13 protein-coding genes are annotated in these 17,838 nt (G+C 69.4%); 7 read left to right on the top strand and 6 right to left on the bottom strand.

Annotated features, from left to right (window positions below; all coding sequences use genetic code 11):
• Positions 1 to 99 precede the first annotated feature (99 nt).
• Positions 100 to 741: a pyroglutamyl-peptidase I gene (gene pcp, locus AC1DBX_RS15460; RefSeq protein WP_476872813.1), complete on the top strand. Its 642-nt coding sequence runs from the start codon at positions 100 to 102 to the stop codon at positions 739 to 741.
• An 82-nt stretch (positions 742 to 823) separates the two neighbouring features.
• Here pcp and AC1DBX_RS15455 read toward each other — a convergent pair whose 3' ends face one another.
• Both AC1DBX_RS15455 and AC1DBX_RS15450 read right to left on the bottom strand, forming a co-directional pair.
• Complete coding sequence (locus tag AC1DBX_RS15455; protein WP_476932169.1) at positions 824 to 1,462, bottom strand: SIMPL domain-containing protein; 639 nt, start codon at positions 1,460 to 1,462, stop codon at positions 824 to 826.
• Position 1,463: 1 nt separating this feature from the next.
• Complete coding sequence (locus AC1DBX_RS15450; RefSeq protein WP_476932168.1) at positions 1,464 to 1,931, bottom strand: hypothetical protein; 468 nt, start codon at positions 1,929 to 1,931, stop codon at positions 1,464 to 1,466.
• A gap of 252 nt (positions 1,932 to 2,183) precedes the next feature.
• Between AC1DBX_RS15450 and pheS the strand changes: the two genes are divergently transcribed.
• The 3 genes from pheS to AC1DBX_RS15435 are packed head-to-tail and all read left to right on the top strand — an operon-like array spanning position 2,184 to position 6,583.
• Entirely contained in the window at positions 2,184 to 3,245 is a 1,062-nt protein-coding gene (pheS, locus tag AC1DBX_RS15445; protein WP_028277258.1) for a phenylalanine--tRNA ligase subunit alpha, read from the top strand.
• A gap of 2 nt (positions 3,246 to 3,247) precedes the next feature.
• Complete coding sequence (gene pheT, locus AC1DBX_RS15440; RefSeq protein ID WP_476932167.1) at positions 3,248 to 5,791, top strand: phenylalanine--tRNA ligase subunit beta; 2,544 nt, start codon at positions 3,248 to 3,250, stop codon at positions 5,789 to 5,791.
• 45 nt (positions 5,792 to 5,836) lie between these two features.
• A complete protein-coding gene (locus tag AC1DBX_RS15435) occupies positions 5,837 to 6,583 on the top strand; it encodes a 4'-phosphopantetheinyl transferase family protein (RefSeq protein WP_476859022.1) in 747 nt (248 codons plus the stop codon).
• Between the two features lie 19 nt (positions 6,584 to 6,602).
• Here the strand turns inward: AC1DBX_RS15435 and AC1DBX_RS15430 are convergent, their stop codons facing one another.
• The 4 genes from AC1DBX_RS15430 to AC1DBX_RS15415 form a co-directional block, all read right to left on the bottom strand.
• Entirely contained in the window at positions 6,603 to 8,027 is a 1,425-nt protein-coding gene (locus AC1DBX_RS15430) for a M1 family metallopeptidase (protein ID WP_476859021.1), read from the bottom strand.
• 49 nt (positions 8,028 to 8,076) lie between these two features.
• The gene (locus AC1DBX_RS15425) at positions 8,077 to 12,009 is read right to left on the bottom strand and encodes a Pls/PosA family non-ribosomal peptide synthetase (RefSeq protein WP_476932189.1); all 3,933 of its coding nucleotides are present in this window, start codon (positions 12,007 to 12,009) and stop codon (positions 8,077 to 8,079) included.
• A gap of 113 nt (positions 12,010 to 12,122) precedes the next feature.
• Entirely contained in the window at positions 12,123 to 13,088 is a 966-nt protein-coding gene (locus tag AC1DBX_RS15420; RefSeq protein WP_476932166.1) for a quinone oxidoreductase family protein, read from the bottom strand.
• Between the two features lie 164 nt (positions 13,089 to 13,252).
• On the bottom strand, positions 13,253 to 14,356 hold the full coding sequence (locus AC1DBX_RS15415; RefSeq protein ID WP_028277262.1) for a fatty acid desaturase family protein: 1,104 nt from the start codon (positions 14,354 to 14,356) through the stop codon (positions 13,253 to 13,255).
• Between the two features lie 185 nt (positions 14,357 to 14,541).
• On the opposite strand from AC1DBX_RS15415, the gene argC reads away from it, so the two are divergent.
• From argC to argB, 3 genes are all read left to right on the top strand, one after another.
• Entirely contained in the window at positions 14,542 to 15,585 is a 1,044-nt protein-coding gene (argC, locus tag AC1DBX_RS15410) for an N-acetyl-gamma-glutamyl-phosphate reductase (protein ID WP_476932165.1), read from the top strand.
• Positions 15,582 to 16,748, top strand: coding sequence for a bifunctional glutamate N-acetyltransferase/amino-acid acetyltransferase ArgJ (gene argJ, locus AC1DBX_RS15405; protein WP_476849476.1), 1,167 nt, complete (start codon positions 15,582 to 15,584; stop codon positions 16,746 to 16,748). The genes argC and argJ overlap by 4 nt, the downstream gene beginning before the upstream one ends.
• Before the next feature lie 71 nt (positions 16,749 to 16,819).
• On the top strand, positions 16,820 to 17,752 hold the full coding sequence (argB, locus tag AC1DBX_RS15400) for an acetylglutamate kinase (RefSeq protein ID WP_223917243.1): 933 nt from the start codon (positions 16,820 to 16,822) through the stop codon (positions 17,750 to 17,752).
• Positions 17,753 to 17,838 lie beyond the last annotated feature (86 nt).

Genomic DNA, 17,838 nt, shown 5'->3' with positions numbered 1-17,838 from the left:
ACCTGCCCTGGCGGCCAAGTGTGGACGGGGCCGGGTTAAGGGTGCCGCGGGGGTGGCGCCTTGCCGGGCAGTGGGGCGGCGGATTGTTAGGCTGGGGCGATGATTCTCCTGACCGGGTTCGAGCCATTTGGCGGCGATACGGCCAATCCGTCGTGGGCAGCGGCCCGTTCGGCGGCACGGCTGCTCCAATCCGAAGGGCTGGATGTCCAGGCGGTGGAATTGCCATGCGTCTTCGGCGAGTCGGCCCAGGTGCTGGCGGAGGCCCTCGAGCGTTTCACGCCGGAGCTTGTGCTGTGCGCCGGCCAGGCCGGCGGGAGGGCGCGCATCTCGCTGGAACGGGTGGCCATCAATTGTGACGACGCCCGGATTCCGGACAATGCCGGCAATCAGCCCGTGGACGAACCCGTAGTCCCGGGCGGACCGGCAGCCTATTTCACGTCGCTGCCCGTCAAGGCGGCGCTCGCGGCGTTGACCGCAGAGCAGATCCCGGCCGAAGTGTCCCAAAGTGCCGGGACCTATGTCTGCAACCACGTCTTCTACACGCTCATGCACGCCCTGCGGCTACGTCCGGGCACCAGGGGAGGCTTTGTCCACGTCCCCTACCAGGACACGCAGCTTCCGGCCGGAAGCAGTGCCCCCTCGCTGCCGGCCGCCCAGATGGCGGCGGCGCTCGCCGTCGTCGTGCGCACTGCGCTGGCGACGACGGCGGATCTCAAGCTCCCTGCCGGCGCAACCCACTAGCCCAAACCGGTCATCCGCCGCCCGAGCCGGTGGCGGCCGCCGTCGGCGACGCGAAACAACTGCTTCCACAATTACTGGACAATCATTCCAGCAGTTCCCAGACGACGCCGATGGTGGCGGTGACGCCCGACTCACCGGCCTCGACGGTGAGTGAGGCCACCGCCGCTTCCCGCTGCATCTTCGCCACGGGGATCGGCGCCTGGAAGCCGGTGTGCTGGGTGAGGGACAGGACCCTGCCAAGCCCGGCTCCTGCGAGGGCGGCGTAATGCTCGGCGGTGGTGCGGGCGTCCTGCCAGGCGGCCTCCCGGGCCCGGGCTTCCACGGCCGAGGGGTCGGCGAAGCCGAGGGTCAGCCCGTTCAGCCGGACGGCGTCGCCGCCGGCAGCAACCGCCGCGGCAAGGATCTGCGAGGACGCGGACAACTCGCGGATCCTGACGGTGAGCGTGCTGGAGGCCAGATAGCCGGTCACGGTCTGGCCCCGGCCATCCTGCCAGTTCAGCTCGGCCCGGACGTTCAGCCCGGAGGTGGACAAGTCCGCGCTGTCCACGCCGTGCTGCCGGAGCTCCGACGTGATGGCGGCCGACCGCGTTCCGGCCTCGCTGTAGGCCTCTGCCACGGTCTCGCGGCGGCATTCAACGCCGATCGACACGGTCAGCAGGTCCGGCACCGCCTCGGCGCTGCCGGTTCCTGCAACGGAGATGCTTCGGGGGCTGTCTGTCATGTCAGGCCTCGTAACGTTCGGGGGCGGTGCCCATTCTGCGGTGCGTGCGTGGGATGGGTCCGGGCAGGCCGGGCCGGGGGTAGCCGCCCGCTTCCAGGCCGGCATGGCGCTCGAAGATGTTGGCGCTGCCCGGGTTGCCCGTGCGCCAGAGGGACCAGCCGGCGGCTATGAAGTACAGCGGAAGGAAGGGCAGCCCGAGGCACCAGGCGTATTGGGTGCTGTGGCGCTCTTCGTGGCCCAGCAGCACTGGATTGGCGCGGGCGGATTCCGGTCCGGCGCGGAAGAGGATCACGTTGCCCACGGTGAAGGCCGCAGCAAACGGCAACCGCCAGCGGTAGCGGCCCGCGATCAGCAATCCGCGCGGACCGGAGCTGACGGTTGTCCGCGCCAAGGTTGCCAGCAGCAGGCCCAGCAGGGTGGAGCCGTTGAGCAGGTTGGCGATCTGGCGAAGCCGTTGTCCGGGCGTCATGAGGCCATGGTAACCGGGGGTGTGCCCGGCAGTCAGGGTCCGCCGGGATGGCCTGTGCCCTTGGAATCCCGGCGTGGGCGTGCCCAGACGCAGCCGGCACCGCTGCGTCACGTGCGGGGCGGCCGTGCCGTGCCGCCGACGGCCGTCTACTAGACTGGGGACAGTGACCACAAGCCTTGCCGAGAACCTGCGCCGCGCCCTGTGCCCGGCGCACGCTGTTGGCATGATCCGACTCGTAGCTAAGAACAGTAGATGACTGAAACTTTGCCGGACGCAGCCGTCCCGAATCCTCTGGATGAAGCCGCCATTACCGCCGCCGTAGACCAGGCCGTTGCCGCCATCGCCGCCGCCGCGACCCTCGATGAACTCAAGGCCGTGCGCCTCGCCCACACGGGCGAGAAGTCCGCCCTGAGCCTCGCCAACCGTGAGATCGGCGCGCTGCCCAAGGACCAGAAGGCCGCCGCCGGCAAGCTCATGGGCGCCTCGAGGGGACGGGTCAACAAGGCGCTCGCGGACCGCACGGTCGCGCTCGAGGCCGAGAACGATGCGCGGATCCTCGTCGAAGAGACCGTGGATGTCACGGCAGCGCCGCGCCGGCGCACGGCCGGTGCACGCCACCCGCTGTCCACGCTGCAGGACCGCGTGGCGGACATCTTTGTCGGCATGGGTTGGGAAATCGCCGAAGGTCCCGAGGTCGAGTCCGAATGGTTTAACTTCGATGCCCTGAACTTCAAGCCGGACCACCCCGCCCGCGACATGCAGGACACGTTCTTCGTCGAGCCGCCCGAGGCCCACCTGCTCATGCGCACGCACACCTCGCCGGTGCAGGTCCGCTCCATGCTGGAACGGGAGCTGCCCATCTATGTGCTGTGCCCGGGCAAGGTGTTCCGCACGGACGAGCTCGACGCGACGCACACCCCCGTGTTCCACCAGTTCGAGGGCCTGGCCATCGACAAGAACCTGAGCATGGCAGACCTCCGCGGCACCCTGGAGCACTTCGCACGCCAGATGTTCGGCGCGGAAGCCCAGATCCGGCTGCGGCCCAACTACTTCCCGTTCACCGAGCCCTCTGCGGAGCTGGACATCTGGCACCCAGGCGCCAAGGGCGGCCCCAGCTGGATCGAGTGGGGCGGCTGCGGCATGGTCAACGCCAACGTCCTGCGCGCGGCCGGGATCGACCCGGACATCTATTCAGGCTTTGCCTTCGGCATGGGCATCGAACGCACCCTCATGTTCCGCAACGAGGTTGGCGACATGCGCGACATGATTGAAGGCGACGTACGTTTCAGCGAGCACTTCGGGATGGAGATCTAACAGTGCGTATCCCACTTTCCTGGCTGCGCGAATTCGCGCAGGTACCGGCCGAAGCAACGGCCGAAGACGTCATGGCCGAACTCGTCAAAGTCGGGCTCGAAGAAGAAGCAGTCCACCGGCCCACGGACTCCGTCCAGGGTCCGATCGTGGTGGGCCAGGTGCTCAGCATCGTCAAGGAACCCCAGTCCAACGGCAAGACCATCAACTGGTGCCAGGTCCGGGTTGTCCCCGAGGGCAGTGAGCAGACCCTGACCGGCGCCGGCATCGATCCCTCCGGGGTGCAGGGCATCATCTGCGGCGCCCACAACTTCGTGGAAGGCGACAAGGTGGTGGTCACCCTTCCGGGCGCCGTGCTGCCGGGCGACTTCCGGATCTCCGCGCGCAAGACCTACGGGCACCTCTCTGCCGGCATGATCGCCTCCGTCCGCGAACTCGGCATCGGGGAGGACCACGACGGCATCCTGGTGCTGTCCCGGATTGGCCTCGACCCGGAACTGGGCACCGACGCGATGGAACTGCTCGGCCTCTACGACCAGGCCGCCGAAATCAACGTCACCCCTGACCGCAGCTACTGCTTCTCCATCCGCGGTGCGGCCCGTGAATACGCGCACGCCACCGGCACCGTGTTCACGGACCCGGTCTCCAAGGTCCAGGTTCCGCAGTCGCTCTCCGGCGGCTACGGCGTCAAGCTCAACGACGACGCCCCCATCTACGGCAAGCCCGGCTGCGACCGTTTCGTGGCCCGCACCGTGCGCGGTGTCGATGCCACCCGGCCCACCCCGCCGTGGATGACCTCCCGTCTCCGGCTCGCCGGCATCCGGTCCATCTCCCTGCCGGTGGACATCTCCAACTACGTCATGCTCGAGCTCGGGCAGCCGAACCACTGCTATGACCTGGACAAGCTGGCCGGCGACATCGTGGTCCGGCGGGCCACGGCGGGGGAGAAGATCACCACCCTGGACGACAAGGAGCGCACGCTCGACGTCGAGGATCTGCTGATCACGGACGAATCCGGGCCCATCGGAATCGCCGGTGTCATGGGCGGTGCCCACACCGAAGTCTCGGACACCACCACGAACGTCCTGGTTGAGGCCGCGCACTTCGACGAGGTTTCGATCGCCCGTGCCCGCCGCAGGCACAAGCTGCCCTCCGAGGCGTCCAAGCGCTTCGAACGCGGCGTGGACTGGCAGGTGGCCGACGTGGCCGCCCAGCGTGTGGTGGACCTGCTGGTCGAACTCGCCGGCGGAACGGCCGACGAGGCCGGGACCGACGTCGGGACCGCGCCGGACGCCGTCACCATCGAACTGCCGGCAGAGTACGCGGCAGCCCGGATCGGGATCGACTTCACCGAGGAACAGATCCTGACCTCGCTCGAGGACCTCGGCGCCGTCGTTGCCAAGACCGGCAACGGCTACACGGTGACCGCCCCGAGCTGGCGCCAGGACCTCGAGACCAAGGACGACCTCACCGAGGAAATCGCCCGGCTGGTCGGCTACGACAAGATCCCGGCGACCCTGCCTGTGGCGCCCCCGGGCCGTGGCCTGACCCGCGTCCAGCAGCAGCGCCGCCGCCTGATCCAGGCCCTCGCCGACGCCGGACTCACCGAGGTGCTGGCGTATCCGTTCGTCTCGAAGGCCGCCAATGACACCTTTGGCGTCCCCGCCGAAGGTGCGGAGCGCAAGGCCCTCAAGCTGGCCAACCCGATCAGCGAGGAGCACGGCTTCCTGCGGACCTCCGTCCTGCCGGGCCTGATCGAGGTTGCCAAGCGCAACCACTCCCGCGGCTTCCGCGACCTCGCCCTTTTCGAGGCCGGGCTCGTGTTCCTGCCGGGCGAGAAGCTTGGCACCTCCGCGATTCCGCCGCTCGGCGTCAAGCCCGGCGACGACGTGCTCGATGCCCTGTACGACGGCGTCCCGGACCAGCCGCTGCACCTCGCCGCCGTGCTCACGGGGCACGACTCTCCCGCTGCCCCGGGCCACGCCCCGCGGGCCTGGGACTGGGCGGACGCGGTGGACATCGCCCGGATCGCCGGCGACGTGCTCGGCGTCGAGCTCCTGGTCACGCAGGGCCGGCATCAGGCCTTCCACCCGGGCCGGGCGGCGCAGCTTGAACTGCGCACCGGCGAAGTGGTGGGCTACGCCGGCGAGCTGCACCCGAAGCTGCTGGCGGCGCACGACATGCCGGCCCGGTCCGTGGCACTGGAACTGAACGCCGACGCCCTCTTCGAGGCAGCCGCCGACGTGATCGTGGCCCGGCACATCTCGACGTACCCGGTGGCCACGCAGGACGTGGCCTTGGTGGTGGCGCAGGACGTCCCGGCCGGGGAGGTGCTGGCTGCGCTGCGTGAAGGCGCCGGCGAACTGCTCGAGGACGTCGCGTTGTTCGACGTCTACGCGGGCAAGGGCATCGAGGAAGGCAAGAAGTCGCTGGCGTTCAGCCTGCGCTTCCGCGCCGACGACCGCACCCTGACGGCGGACGAGGCCTCGGAGGCCCGTGAAGGTGCCGTGGCCGCCGCCCACGAACGATTCGGAGCGGTGCAGCGCTGAGGACTGCGCTGGTCACAGCGCAGACGTTTCTGAAAGGGGCGGGTCATGGCATCACACCTTGTTGTGCGTGCCTGCCCGCCCTTTCGCGTTCCCGGCGACCCCGGGGTTCCCAGGGACCTGGGGGCGACCGTGGACGCGGCACCAGCCCTTTACCCGGAACCGGAGCTGGAACGCGACTCCCGCTCCCTGCTGGACGGGGCCGAACTCGTCCGGGCCAGGGCCATGACCCCGCGGACCCGGGAGGACTTCCTGCACGGGCGGCTCGCGCAGCGCCGGTTCGCCGCCGGCCTGCTCGGCGTTCCGGCGTCGGACCTCACCGCCTGGTACAGCTGCCCACGGTGCGGCACCGGCGCGGACATCTCACACGGCCGGCCGGGCTACCTGCTCCGGGGCCAGGCGGCGCCGCTGCTGCTGAGCCTGTCCCGTGCGGCCGGCTGGACGCTTCTGGCCGGGGTCGTGGACCCGGACCCGGGCGAGCACCTGGGCATCGACGTCGAGGATCCGGCCCGGGCGGACTTCGACGGGTTCGACGACGTCGTGTTGACGCCGGCGGAACAACGGCACCTCGCCGGGCTGGCCGGCATCGCGCTGCTGCAGGGCAGGGCGCGCCTGTGGGCGCGCAAGGAGGCCTGGCTCAAAATGCTGGGCACCGGGCTGCAGACGGCCCCGGACACCCTGGACGTGCTGGCGCCGACAGTGAACGGCCGCGCAGGGCTCCGGGACCTGCCGCCGGCAGAGACGGGCCTGCCCGCTGACCTCGTGGCAGCCGTCGCCCTGGCGGTCCTTCCCTAGTCAGGGCTCCGGCCCCTGATCAGATCTTGGGCGGCGTTGCCTGCGGGAGCGGCGGCAGGGCGTCGGCGAACAGCCAGGGGTGCAACAGGGCCTCTGCGTCCAGGCCCGTCGTGTGAGCGGCCGCGACGATGAAGTCGGCGGTGGTCACGGTGCCGTGCCGGAAGCGGTCCGTCCAGTCGTGCAGCAGGGCGAAGAACGCCAGGTCGCCGCAGCGTACCCGCAGGGCGTGCAGGGCCAGGGCGCCGCGTTTGTAGACCCGGTCGTCAAACATCAGTTCGGGGCCGGGGTCGCCCACCATCAGGTCCTGCGGGGCAGCGGCGAGCTTGCGCCAGGCGGCGCGCGCGCGGGCCGCCGCCGACATGATGCCGGCCTCTTCAGACCAGATCCATTCCGCGTAGCAGGCAAAGCCCTCGTGCAGCCAGATGTCCTTCCAGGTCGCAGTGGTCAGGGAGTTCCCGAACCACTGGTGGGCGAGTTCGTGGGCGATCATCCGCTGTGATTCCCAGTCCTGCCGCAGATGGTTGGGCCCCAGGATGGACAGTGTCTGCGCTTCCAGCGGGATTTCCAGGACGTCGTCGGTGACCACCACCGTGTACTCCGGGAACGGGTACGGCCCAAAGCAATTAGTGAAGGTCCGCATCATGTCGGGCTGGCGGGCCAGGGCGGCCCGGGCGCCCGCCTGCAGCGACGCCGGCACGGCCACATACTGCGGAACGTGCCCTGAGGGCCGGTCGGCATTGAGCGTCAGGAGCTGGTAGCGGCCGATCTGGACCGTGGCCAGGTAGGTGGCCATGGGTTCGGCCTGCTCAAAGACCCAGGTCTCGCGGCTGGCCCTGCTGGTGCGGGAGAGCAGCACCCCGTTGCACACGGCCCGGTAGTTCGCGTCGGTGGTCACGGTGATGAGGTAAGTCGCTTTGTCCCGCGGGTGGTCATTGCACGGAAACCAGGAGGCTGCCCCGTTGGGCTGCCCGGCGACCAGCACCCCATCGGAGAGCTCTTCCCAGCCAACTTCGCCCCACACACCGCGGCGCGGCGCGGGGTAGCCCTCATAGCGGATGTCCAGCGTGAAGGCCTCGGTGGCGAGCAGCGGGTTGTCGGGGTAGACAACGAGCTGCTCGGCCCGCTGCGTGAACCGGCGTACCCTGCGCCCGTTGAGCTGGATCTTCGTGGCCCGCAAGCCGGCCAGGTCCAGGACGATCGCCGACGTCGGGAGCTGCGTGATGGCGTGCAGGACGGCGTGCCCGGCAAGGCGGTTGCTGCTGACCCGGTAGTCCAGATCGAGTTCATACCGGGTGACGCGGTAGGCATTGGTCCCGTGGCCGGGCATATAGGGGTCCGGGGCGCCGGCTTCCGGGCTCGTGGCCCGGCTGATTTCGCGGCTGATTTCCCCGCTGATGTCCCCGCGGGCGGCGGCGCCGCTGCTGCTTGGTGCGCTGGTGCTCAATGGACGGACCTTCGGTTGTGGTGCTGGTTGACGTGCGCAGGCGCCGGGCCTAACGGGGCCCTGCGGGCGGTGCCGGCCCGTCCCAGGGGCTGACCGGATTGCCCATCCAGTACGTCCCGGCAGGGACGGTTTCGCCCCGCATGACGAGGGATGCCGGCCCCACCGTGCCGCCGCTGCCGATCCTGGCCTGCGGCAGGATGACGCCGTGCGGGCCCATGGTGGCTCCGTCATCGAGCGTAACAGTGTCGATGCTCATGACACGGTCATGGAACAGATGGGTCTGGACCACGCACCCGCGGTTGACGGTCGAATTCCTGCCAAGGGTGACGAGGTCCGCCTCCGGCAGCCAGTAGCTTTCGCACCAGGTCCCGGCACCGATTTTCGCGCCGAGTGCCCGCAGCCACCACACCAGAGCCGGTGTCCCCGTGGCGGCGCGCGCGAACCACGGGGCGCTGACCATCTCAATGAACGTGTCCACTACCTCGTTGCGCCAAATGAAGGAACTCCACAGCGGGTGCTCGCCGGGGCGGATGCGGCCCACCAGCAGCCACTTGGCCACGACGGCACTGCCCGCGGCCGTGGCCCCGGCGAGCAGGATCACCACTCCGCTCAGGAGAGCGGCGACTCCGTAGTTGAACAGGGCCGCCATCGCGTCGAACGCGAGCATGACACCGACGGCGATGACGACCGTCAGCATGACCGGGACGAACCGGCACAGCTCCCACAGGGCCCGCGCGACCTTCAGCCTCCGGGGCGGCTGGTAGGTCCGCGTGTCGTCCGAGGCGATGGCGGTGCGCCGCAGCCGCACCGGCGGGCTGCCGAGCCACGATGTGCCGGACTTCGCCTTGGCCGGCGTCGCGGACAACACCGCCACGAGGGAGTTCTTGGGCACGCTGCGCCCGGCCGCCGTCATGCCCGAGTTGCCCAGGAAAGACCGCTTGCCGATCTTGGCCGGTGCTATGTGCATCCAGCCGCCGTCGAGTTCGTAGGACGCCACCATCGTGTCGTCGGCCAGGAACGCGCCCTCGCCCACGGTGGTCATGCGCGGGATCAGCAGCACTGTCGAGGCCTCCACGTTGCGGCCGACCTTCGCCCCGAGAAGCCGCAGCCAGACCGGCGTAAAGAGGCTGGCGTAGATCGGGAACAGCAGATCCCGGGCCAGATCCAGTACCCGCTCGGTCGCCCAGACCTGCCACCCGATCCGGCTCCGGACCCGGTAGTAGCCTTCAGCGAGGCCGACGCTGAGGAGCCTCGTCGTGGCCAGGATCAGCAGCAGGTTGGTCAGGAACCATGCCAGCGCCGCCAGCGGGATCGAGAGCGCTATGCCGGGCAGGGCCGCGGGCAGTGAGGAGCTGCCCTGGATGAACGCGAAGATCACCAAGGCCGCGACGGCGGCGGAGACGTAGGGGATGAGCGCCAGCATGGCGGAGGCGGCGGCGAAACCGGCGAACCACAACCGGCCCATCAGCCGGTGCTCGTCCGGGGAGTCCGGCCACGAGTGCCGGGCCTTGCCACGGCGCTCGGCCGGCGACCCGGCCACGAGCTGTCCCGCCTTGACCTTGCCGATCACAGCGGAACCCGGCTCCACCTGCGCCCCGGCACCCACCGTGGCTCCCGGCATCAGCGTGCTGCGGGCCCCCACGCTTGCGCCGGGGCCAATCCGGATGGCGCCGATGTGGACACGGTCGCCGTCGATCCACCAGCCGGACAGATCGACTTCGGGCTCGATATTGGACCCTGTGCCGAGGGTCAGCATCCCGGTGACGGGCGGCAGCGAGTGCAGCTGGACGTTCTCGCCGATCTTCGCCCCGAGCGCTTTCGCGTAGTAGGGCACCCAGGGCGCGCTGGCGAGGCTTATGGCGCCGGCCAGGTCCTGGATCTGTTCCGCGAGCCAGAGCCGGAGGTGCACCCGCCCGGACCGGGGATAGGTGCCAGGCACCACGTTGCGCAGCAGGATGCGGGCGGCGGCGACGGAGAGCAGCATCCGCCCGGCGGGACTGACGAAGACCAGCCAGGAAGCTCCCACCCACCACCATGAGATCGTTGGCGCGGCGCTGAATCCGGCGACGGCGGCCAGCAGGTTGTTGGCTGCCATCAGGTAGGTCAGCCAGCGCATGCCGACCAGGATGTGCAAGGGAACGCCCAGGAGCGTCTGGAAGGCCTGCGACTTCCGCGCGGTGGGCCGGACGGTGCGCTCCTGGGCAGCGACGGCACCACCCTCAGGCAGCGACTGACGGGCCTCGTCCACCAGGGCGCCCACCCGGGGCGTCGCGTAGATATCGGCCACCGTGATGGTGGGATAGCGGACGCGGAGGGCGGACACGAGCTGCGCGGCGGCCAGCGAGCCGCCGCCGTAGGCGAAGAAGTCGGCATCGAGGCTGGTGACCGGGCTTCCCAGCACGGCGCTCCACTGCTCCACGATCCACTGCGCGTCCTCCGGCAGGTTCAGCGGGGCACCTTCGGCCTCTGCCGCTCCGGTTCCGCTGAGCGGCCAGGGCAGGGCGTGGCGGTCCACTTTGCCGCTGGTCTTGGTCGGCAGCGAATCGACGAGCGTCAGCAACGGAATGAGGGGCGCGGGCAGGCGTTCGCCCAGCAGTTCGCGGGCGGCTGCGAGGTCGATGTCCCGGCCGGCGACGGCGGCAAGGTAGCCGACCAGGATCTGGTTGCCGGCCGCGGTGGTCTGCACGGCGGCGGCGGCGCCGGCGATATCCGGCAGGGACTGCAGGGCGGCGTCGATTTCGCCGAGCTCGATCCGGCGGCCGCCGAGCTTGACCTGCTCATCGGCGCGGCCCTGGAAAATGAGGCCTTCTGCTTCGTACCTGACGAGGTCGCCGGAGCGGTAGGCGCGCGGCCAGCCCAGGGACGGCATGGGGGCATACTTTTCCGCGTCCTTGACCGGGTCAAGGTACCGGGCCAGCCCCACGCCGCCGATGATCAGTTCGCCCACCGCGCCTTCGGCGACGGGCAGCGAATCGGCGTCGACGACGGCGAGGTCCCAGCCGTCCAGCGGCAGGCCGATCCGGACGGGGCCGGGCGCGCCGAGCTGCGCGGCGCACGCGACCACGGTGGCCTCGGTGGGCCCGTAGGTGTTCCATACTTCGCGTCCTTCGACGGCGAGCCGTTCGGCAAGGTCGGGCGGGCACGCCTCCCCGCCGAAGATCAGCAGCCGGACACTTTCCAGCGACTCCACGGGCCAGAGAGCGGCCAGTGTGGGGACGGTGGAGACCACGGTGATGCCGTGGCTGATGAGCCAGGGGCCGAGGTCCATGCCGGTCCGCACCAGTGCCCGGGGTGCCGGAACCAGGCAGGCGCCGTGGCGCCACGCGAGCCACATTTCCTCGCAGGAGGCATCGAAGGCAACGGACAGGCCGGCCAGCACCCGGTCCTGCGGGCCCACCGGATCGGCCTGCAGGAAGATGCGGGCCTCGGCGTCCACGAACGCGGCGGCCGAGCGGTGCTGGACCGCGACGCCCTTGGGGGTGCCGGTGGAGCCGGAGGTGAAAATGACCCACGCGTCGTCGTCGGGACCGGGCGGCCTCGCGTCGGGGAACGGGCGGGGGCGGTTGCTGTCCGTGACGATCTTCCCGCCGGCGCGGAGGATGCCCGCCACCCTCGCCTCCCCGAAGACCAGTTTGGCCCGTTCGTCGGGATCGTCGGCGTCTACGGGGACATAGGCCGCACCGACCAGCAGCACCGCCAGGATCGAGACGTAGAGTTCGTTGGTGCCCGACGGGATCCGGACGCCCATCTTGTCGCCGGCACCCAGCCCGGCGAGGTGCAGTTTCCGGGCGGTGGCCCGGACCTCGTCCATGAGCTGGGCGTAACTGAGCGAACGGTGGCCGTCGTCGAGCGCCGAAGCGTCCGGGTACCGGGCGGCAGTATCCCGGACGATGTCTATCAGCGTGCGCTCCGGCGGGGCGGAGAGGGCGCCCGGCAGCTGGGGCTCGTGGACGGTGGGACGGGGAGCAGGAAGACTCTGCACCGCACCGGCGTCGGGGGCTTCACTGGGGGTCAGTCGTTGCTCGGTCACTGGCGCATTGTCCCTGCAGGAGATGAACGGATGGTGTTGCCGTACGGCTTGGGGGACCGTGCAGCTTAGGGGACGAGGATGACTTTGCCGGTGGTGCGGCGCTGTTCAAGGTCCTCGTGGGCAAGGGCTGCCTCGCCGAGAGGATAGCGTGCGCCGATCCTGACCTTGAGGCTGCCGTCGGCAGCGGCGGCAAAGACTTCGTCGGAGCGCCAGCGGCGTTCCCGGGCGTCGCGCAGGTAGTGGCCCATGGTGGGCCGCGTGAGGTACAGCGAGCCGCCGGCGTTGAGCCGCTGCGGGTCGAACGGCGGGACCGGGCCGGACGCTGCGCCGAAGAGGACCAGCATGCCCCGGATGCGCAGGGACGCCAGGGAGGCGTCGAAAGTGTCTTTTCCGACGCCGTCGTACACCACATCCGCGCCGGTGCCGTTGGTCAGATCCCGGACCCGGTCGGCCAAACCGTCGTAGCGCAGCACGTGGTCGGCGCCGGCTTCGCGGGCCAGCTGCTCTTTCGCGTCAGTCGAAACGGTGGTGATGACGTTGGCGCCCCTGGCCTTGAGCAACTGGATCATCAGGAGCCCCACACCGCCGGCGCCGGCGTGGAGCAGCACGGTGTGGCCGGACTCGACCTTGAAGGTGGAGTTGATCAGGTAGTGGGCCGTCACGCCCTGCAGCGGCAGCGCCGCGGCGGTGAAATCATCCAGGCCGTCGGGAACCGGGAGGGCCTTGTCCTCATCGACGAGTGCGTAGCCGGCGTAGCAGTCAGCGCCCTCGGCCGTGGCCACCCGGTCACCGGGAGCAAACCCGGTGACGGCGTCGCCGACCTCCTCCACGGTGCCCGCGGCCTCGGAGCCGGGCGTGAAGGGGTAGCTGACCTTGTAGACGCCGCTGCGCTTGTAGGTGTCAATGAAGTTCACGCCCGCGGCCGCGACCTTGACCAGCAGCTGGCCGGGCCCGGGAACGGGCCGGGCTGTCTTGTCGAGTTCGAGGACCTCGGGGCCGCCGGCCTGGCGGGCGACGATTGCGTGCATCATGTGGCTCCTTTTCCGGGCGGGGAATTCTGTCCCGGTCCCTGGGTCCATCCTAGGGACACCGGGGGTAACCATGAAGGGGCCTTCCGTAACCAGCCGTCACGTGATGTTTGGGCGGACGTTGCCAGGAGGCGGCAGGTCCTGCGCGGCCGCCGGCGGTCCGTCCTTTAGTAGCGGCGGGTTACCGTTGCCATCGGGCATTCGAAGTGGCGGCCGGCGGCGAGTCCGACGTCGTTGAGGTAGCGGACAATGATGGCGTACGACTGCATCAGCGTGGTTTCCGTGTACGGGACCTGGTGCTTGGCGCAGTACTCGCGGACGATCTTGGCGGCCTGGTGCAGCTGCGGGCGGGCCATGTCCGGGAAGAGGTGGTGTTCGGCTTGGCGGTTGAGGCCGCCGAGCAGGATGTCCATGAAGCGGCCGCCCGAGATGTTCCGGGACGTCAGGACCTGGCGGCTGAAGAAGTCCACCCGGCTGTCCGCCGGCAGCACCGGCATGCCCTTGTGGTTCGGCGCGAAGGACGCGCCCATGTAGAAGCCGAACACGGCCAGTTGGACGCCGATGAAGGCGAACGCCATGCCCAGCGGCAGGAAGGTGAACGCGAGGACCGGCAGGAGGCTGAGCCGGACCGCGAGGATCGGGATTTCGACCCAGCGGTGCGTGACCTTGGCCCGGCGGACGATGAATTTCACGGAATCGATCTGCAGTCCCAGGCCCACCAGGAACAGGAGCGGGAAGAAGAACCAGCCCTGCTTGCGGGTCAGGAACGCGAGGCGTCCCTGGCGGTCGGCTACGGCTTCGGGGTGGAAGGCGATGGGGCCGGGCGCGATGTCCGGGTCCTTGGAGATGACGTTCGGGTGGTTGTGGTGCGCGCCGTGCTTCTGCTCCCACCAGGAGTAGCTGATCCCGGCCACGGAGGTGGCGAGCAGGCGTGCTGCCCAGTCGTTGGCGCGGCGGGACGCGAAGATCTGCCGGTGCCCGGCCTCGTGGGCCAGGAAACTCAACTGCGTGCAGATGATGCCCAGGGCGGCGGCGATCAGGAGCTGGAACCAGCTGTCACCGATCAGCGCGAACCCGAACCAGGTGGCGGCCATCAGGAGCACCAGGCTGGCGAACACCGTGATGTAGAACCCGACGCGCCGTTCGAGGAGGCCGGCCGTCTTCACGCTCTTGAGGAGTTCCGAATAGCTCAGGACCACGGCGTTGGGCTGCCGGACCCGCGATGGCGGCCGCGCAGGCGTTTCGGCGGGAAGGGTGGAAGTGGCGGTCATAGGGCGCTTGCCTCGTCACGGTTACGGGCAACGCTGCAGCTGACATTCGCAGCTGCACGGTCTGGATCACCCTTTACCAAGCATACGCCCCGGGTTTCCGCGGCGCCCTTCGGGAGCTTTGGACACGCGCCCTTTGATGCATAAATATCGGCATCTATGCATACTCTTGCTGTATAGTCGTGCTTATGACTATTTCTGTTGCCGTTTCCGGGGCTAGCGGCTATGCCGGCGGCGAGGTCCTGCGGCTCCTCGCCGGTCATCCCGACGTCACCATCGGCGCCATCACGGCCCACAGCAACGCCGGTTCCAGACTAGGGGAATTGCAGCCGCATCTCCATGGCCTCGCGGACCGGATTCTCGAAGACACCACCGTGGATAACCTGGCCGGGCACGACGTCGTTTTCCTGGCGCTTCCGCACGGGGCATCCGCGGAGATCGCGGCGCAGCTGCCCGCCGGGACCCTGGTCATCGACGCCGGCGCGGACCACCGCCTCGAGGACCCGGCGGCCTGGGAGAAGTTCTACGGGTCGGCCCACGCCGGAACCTGGCCCTACGGCCTCCCGGAACTGCCCGGCCAGCGCGATGCCCTCCGCGGCGCCACCCGGATCGCCGTCCCCGGCTGCTACCCGACCTCGGCCCTGCTGGCCCTCACTCCCGGCTTCAGCAACCAGCTGCTGGAGGGCGACGACGTCGTGATCGTCTCCGCCTCCGGCACCTCAGGGGCCGGCAAAGCCGCCAAGGTCAACCTGATCGGCGCCGAAGTCATGGGCTCCATGAGCCCCTACGGGGTCGGCGGGGGACACCGGCACACCCCCGAGATCGAACAGGGACTCTCGAAAGCGCTGGGGGCCCCGGTCACCGTCTCCTTCACGCCCACGCTGGCGCCGATGAGCCGCGGCATCCTCACCACGGCGACCGCCAGGGTGCGGCAGCAGCCAGGCCGCAGAGTCACTGCCGCAGACCTGCGTGCCGCCTGGGCCGAAGCCTACGACGACGAACCGTTCGTGCACCTGCTCCCCGAGGGGCAGTGGCCCTCCACGAAATCGGTCCAGGGATCTAACCACACGGTCATGCAGCTCGCCTTCGATGAGCACACCGGCCGCGTGATCGTGTGCTGCGCCATCGACAACCTCACCAAGGGGACCGCCGGCGGGGCCGTGCAGTCCATGAACCTAGCCCTCGGCCTGGCGGAAACCGCCGGCCTCAACCTCCCGGGAGTCGCACCGTGAGCATCACCGCACCGCAGGGATTCCGCGCCGCCGGCGTGACGGCCGGGCTCAAGGCTTCCGGCAAGCCGGATGTGGCCCTCGTGGTCAACGACGGCCCGTCCAAGGCCGCCGCGGCGGTCTTCACGTCCAACCGCGTCGCCGCGGCCCCCGTGCACTGGTCCCGCGAAGTGGTCAAGGACGGCCGCGTGGATGCCGTGATCCTCAACTCCGGCGGGGCCAACGCCTGCACCGGGCCCCAGGGGTTCCAGAACACGCACACCACCGCGGAGAAGACCGCCGAAGCCCTCGGCGTCTCCGCCACCGACGTCGTGGTCTGCTCCACCGGACTGATTGGCGAGCAGCTCCCCATGGAGAAAATCCTGGCCGGGATCGGTTCCGCCACCGCAGCCCTGGCCGCGGACGGCGGCCCCGCAGCGGCCACCGCGATCATGACCACGGATTCGGTGTCCAAGCAGTCCGTCTTCACCGGCACGGCCGCGGACGGCACGCAGTTCACCATCGGCGGCATGGCCAAGGGCGCCGGCATGCTGGCCCCGGGCCTGGCCACCATGCTGGTGGTCCTCACCACGGACGCCGACGTCCCGCCGGACGTGCTCGACGCCGAACTCCGCAACGCCACGCGGCTCACCTTCGACCGGGCGGACTCGGACGGCTGCATGTCCACCAACGACACCGTGGTGCTGCTCGCCTCCGGCGCCTCCGGTGCCGCGCCGTCCGCCGCCGACTTCGGCGCCGGCCTGACCCAGGTCTGCGCCGAGCTGGCCCGGAAACTGATCGGCGACGCCGAGGGCGCCAGCCACGACATCGCGATCCGGACGTTCAACGCCGCGAGCGAGCGGGACGCCGAAATCGTCAGCCGCGCCGTCGCCCGCTCCAACCTGTTCAAGACCGCGATCTTCGGCAAGGACCCCAACTGGGGCCGCGTGCTGTCCGCCGTCGGCACCACCGACGCGGCCTTCGAACCGGACCAGCTGAACGTGTCCATGAACGGTGTGCAGATCTGCCGCAACGGCAGCATCGGCGATGACCGGAACCTCGTGGACCTCGAACCGCGCGAGGTCCTGGTCGAAATCGACCTGCAGGCCGGTGCAGCCGAGGCCACGATCCTCACCAACGACCTCACCCACGACTACGTCCACGAAAACAGCGCCTACTCCAGCTGACCTCCCCGGAGGGATGAACAGACGGATGAACAGTAGGGATGAACAGTAGGGATGAACAGAGGACGAACAGCATGAACACCCAGACACGCGAGACCACCTCCCAGTCCGACGCCCGGGACAAAGCCGCTACGCTGATCGAGGCGCTGCCCTGGATCCAGCGCTTTGCCGGCAGCACCATGGTGATCAAGTACGGCGGCAATGCCATGGTCAACGACGAGCTCCGCCGCGCCTTCGCCGAGGACGTCGTGTTCCTGCACCACGTCGGCATCCACCCCGTGGTGGTGCATGGCGGCGGCCCGCAGATCAACGCCATGCTCAGCCGGCTCGGGATCGAATCCGAATTCAAGGGCGGGCTGCGTGTCACCACGCCCGAGGCCATGGACGTGGTCCGGATGGTCCTCACCGGCCAGGTGGGACGCGAACTCGTGGGCCTAATCAACTCCCACGGCCCGTACGCCGTCGGGATGTCCGGCGAAGACGGCGGCCTGCTCCGCGCCGTCCGCACCGGCACCGTGGTGGACGGCGAAGAGGTGGACCTGGGCCTGGTGGGCGAGGTGGTCGGGGTGAACCCGGAAGGGATTGTGGACATCCTCGCGGCCGGCCGGATTCCAGTGATCTCCACCGTCGCCCCGGAAATCCACGACGACGGATCCACCACCGGTCAGGTACTTAATGTGAACGCGGACACGGCGGCGGCCGCGGTGGCGTCGGCCCTGGGTGCCTCCAAGCTGGTCATCCTGACCGATGTCGAAGGCCTCTACGCCAACTGGCCGGACAGGTCATCGCTCATTTCGTCGCTGACGGCGTCGGAGCTGCGCGAGATGCTGCCGCGCCTTGAGTCCGGCATGATCCCGAAGATGGCGGCGTGCCTGAAAGCCATTGACGACGGCGTCGAGCGCGCCCACATCGTGGACGGCCGCCTGCCGCACTCGATGCTCCTGGAAACCTTTACGACCGCCGGCATCGGCACCCAGGTCGTCCCCGACGAGGAAGTGAACGCATAGTGAGCAGCACTGAACTGAGCCATTCCGCTGAAGGCCGCAGCAGCGATGGGGGGCCGGGTGTGGTCGGGCACCGCGGTGGGCCCACG

Source organism: Arthrobacter sp. 10N44_2 (assembly GCF_056394385.1).
The sequence above is the reverse complement of the archived record's forward strand: the minus strand, read 5'-3'. Positions and strand labels throughout refer to the sequence as shown.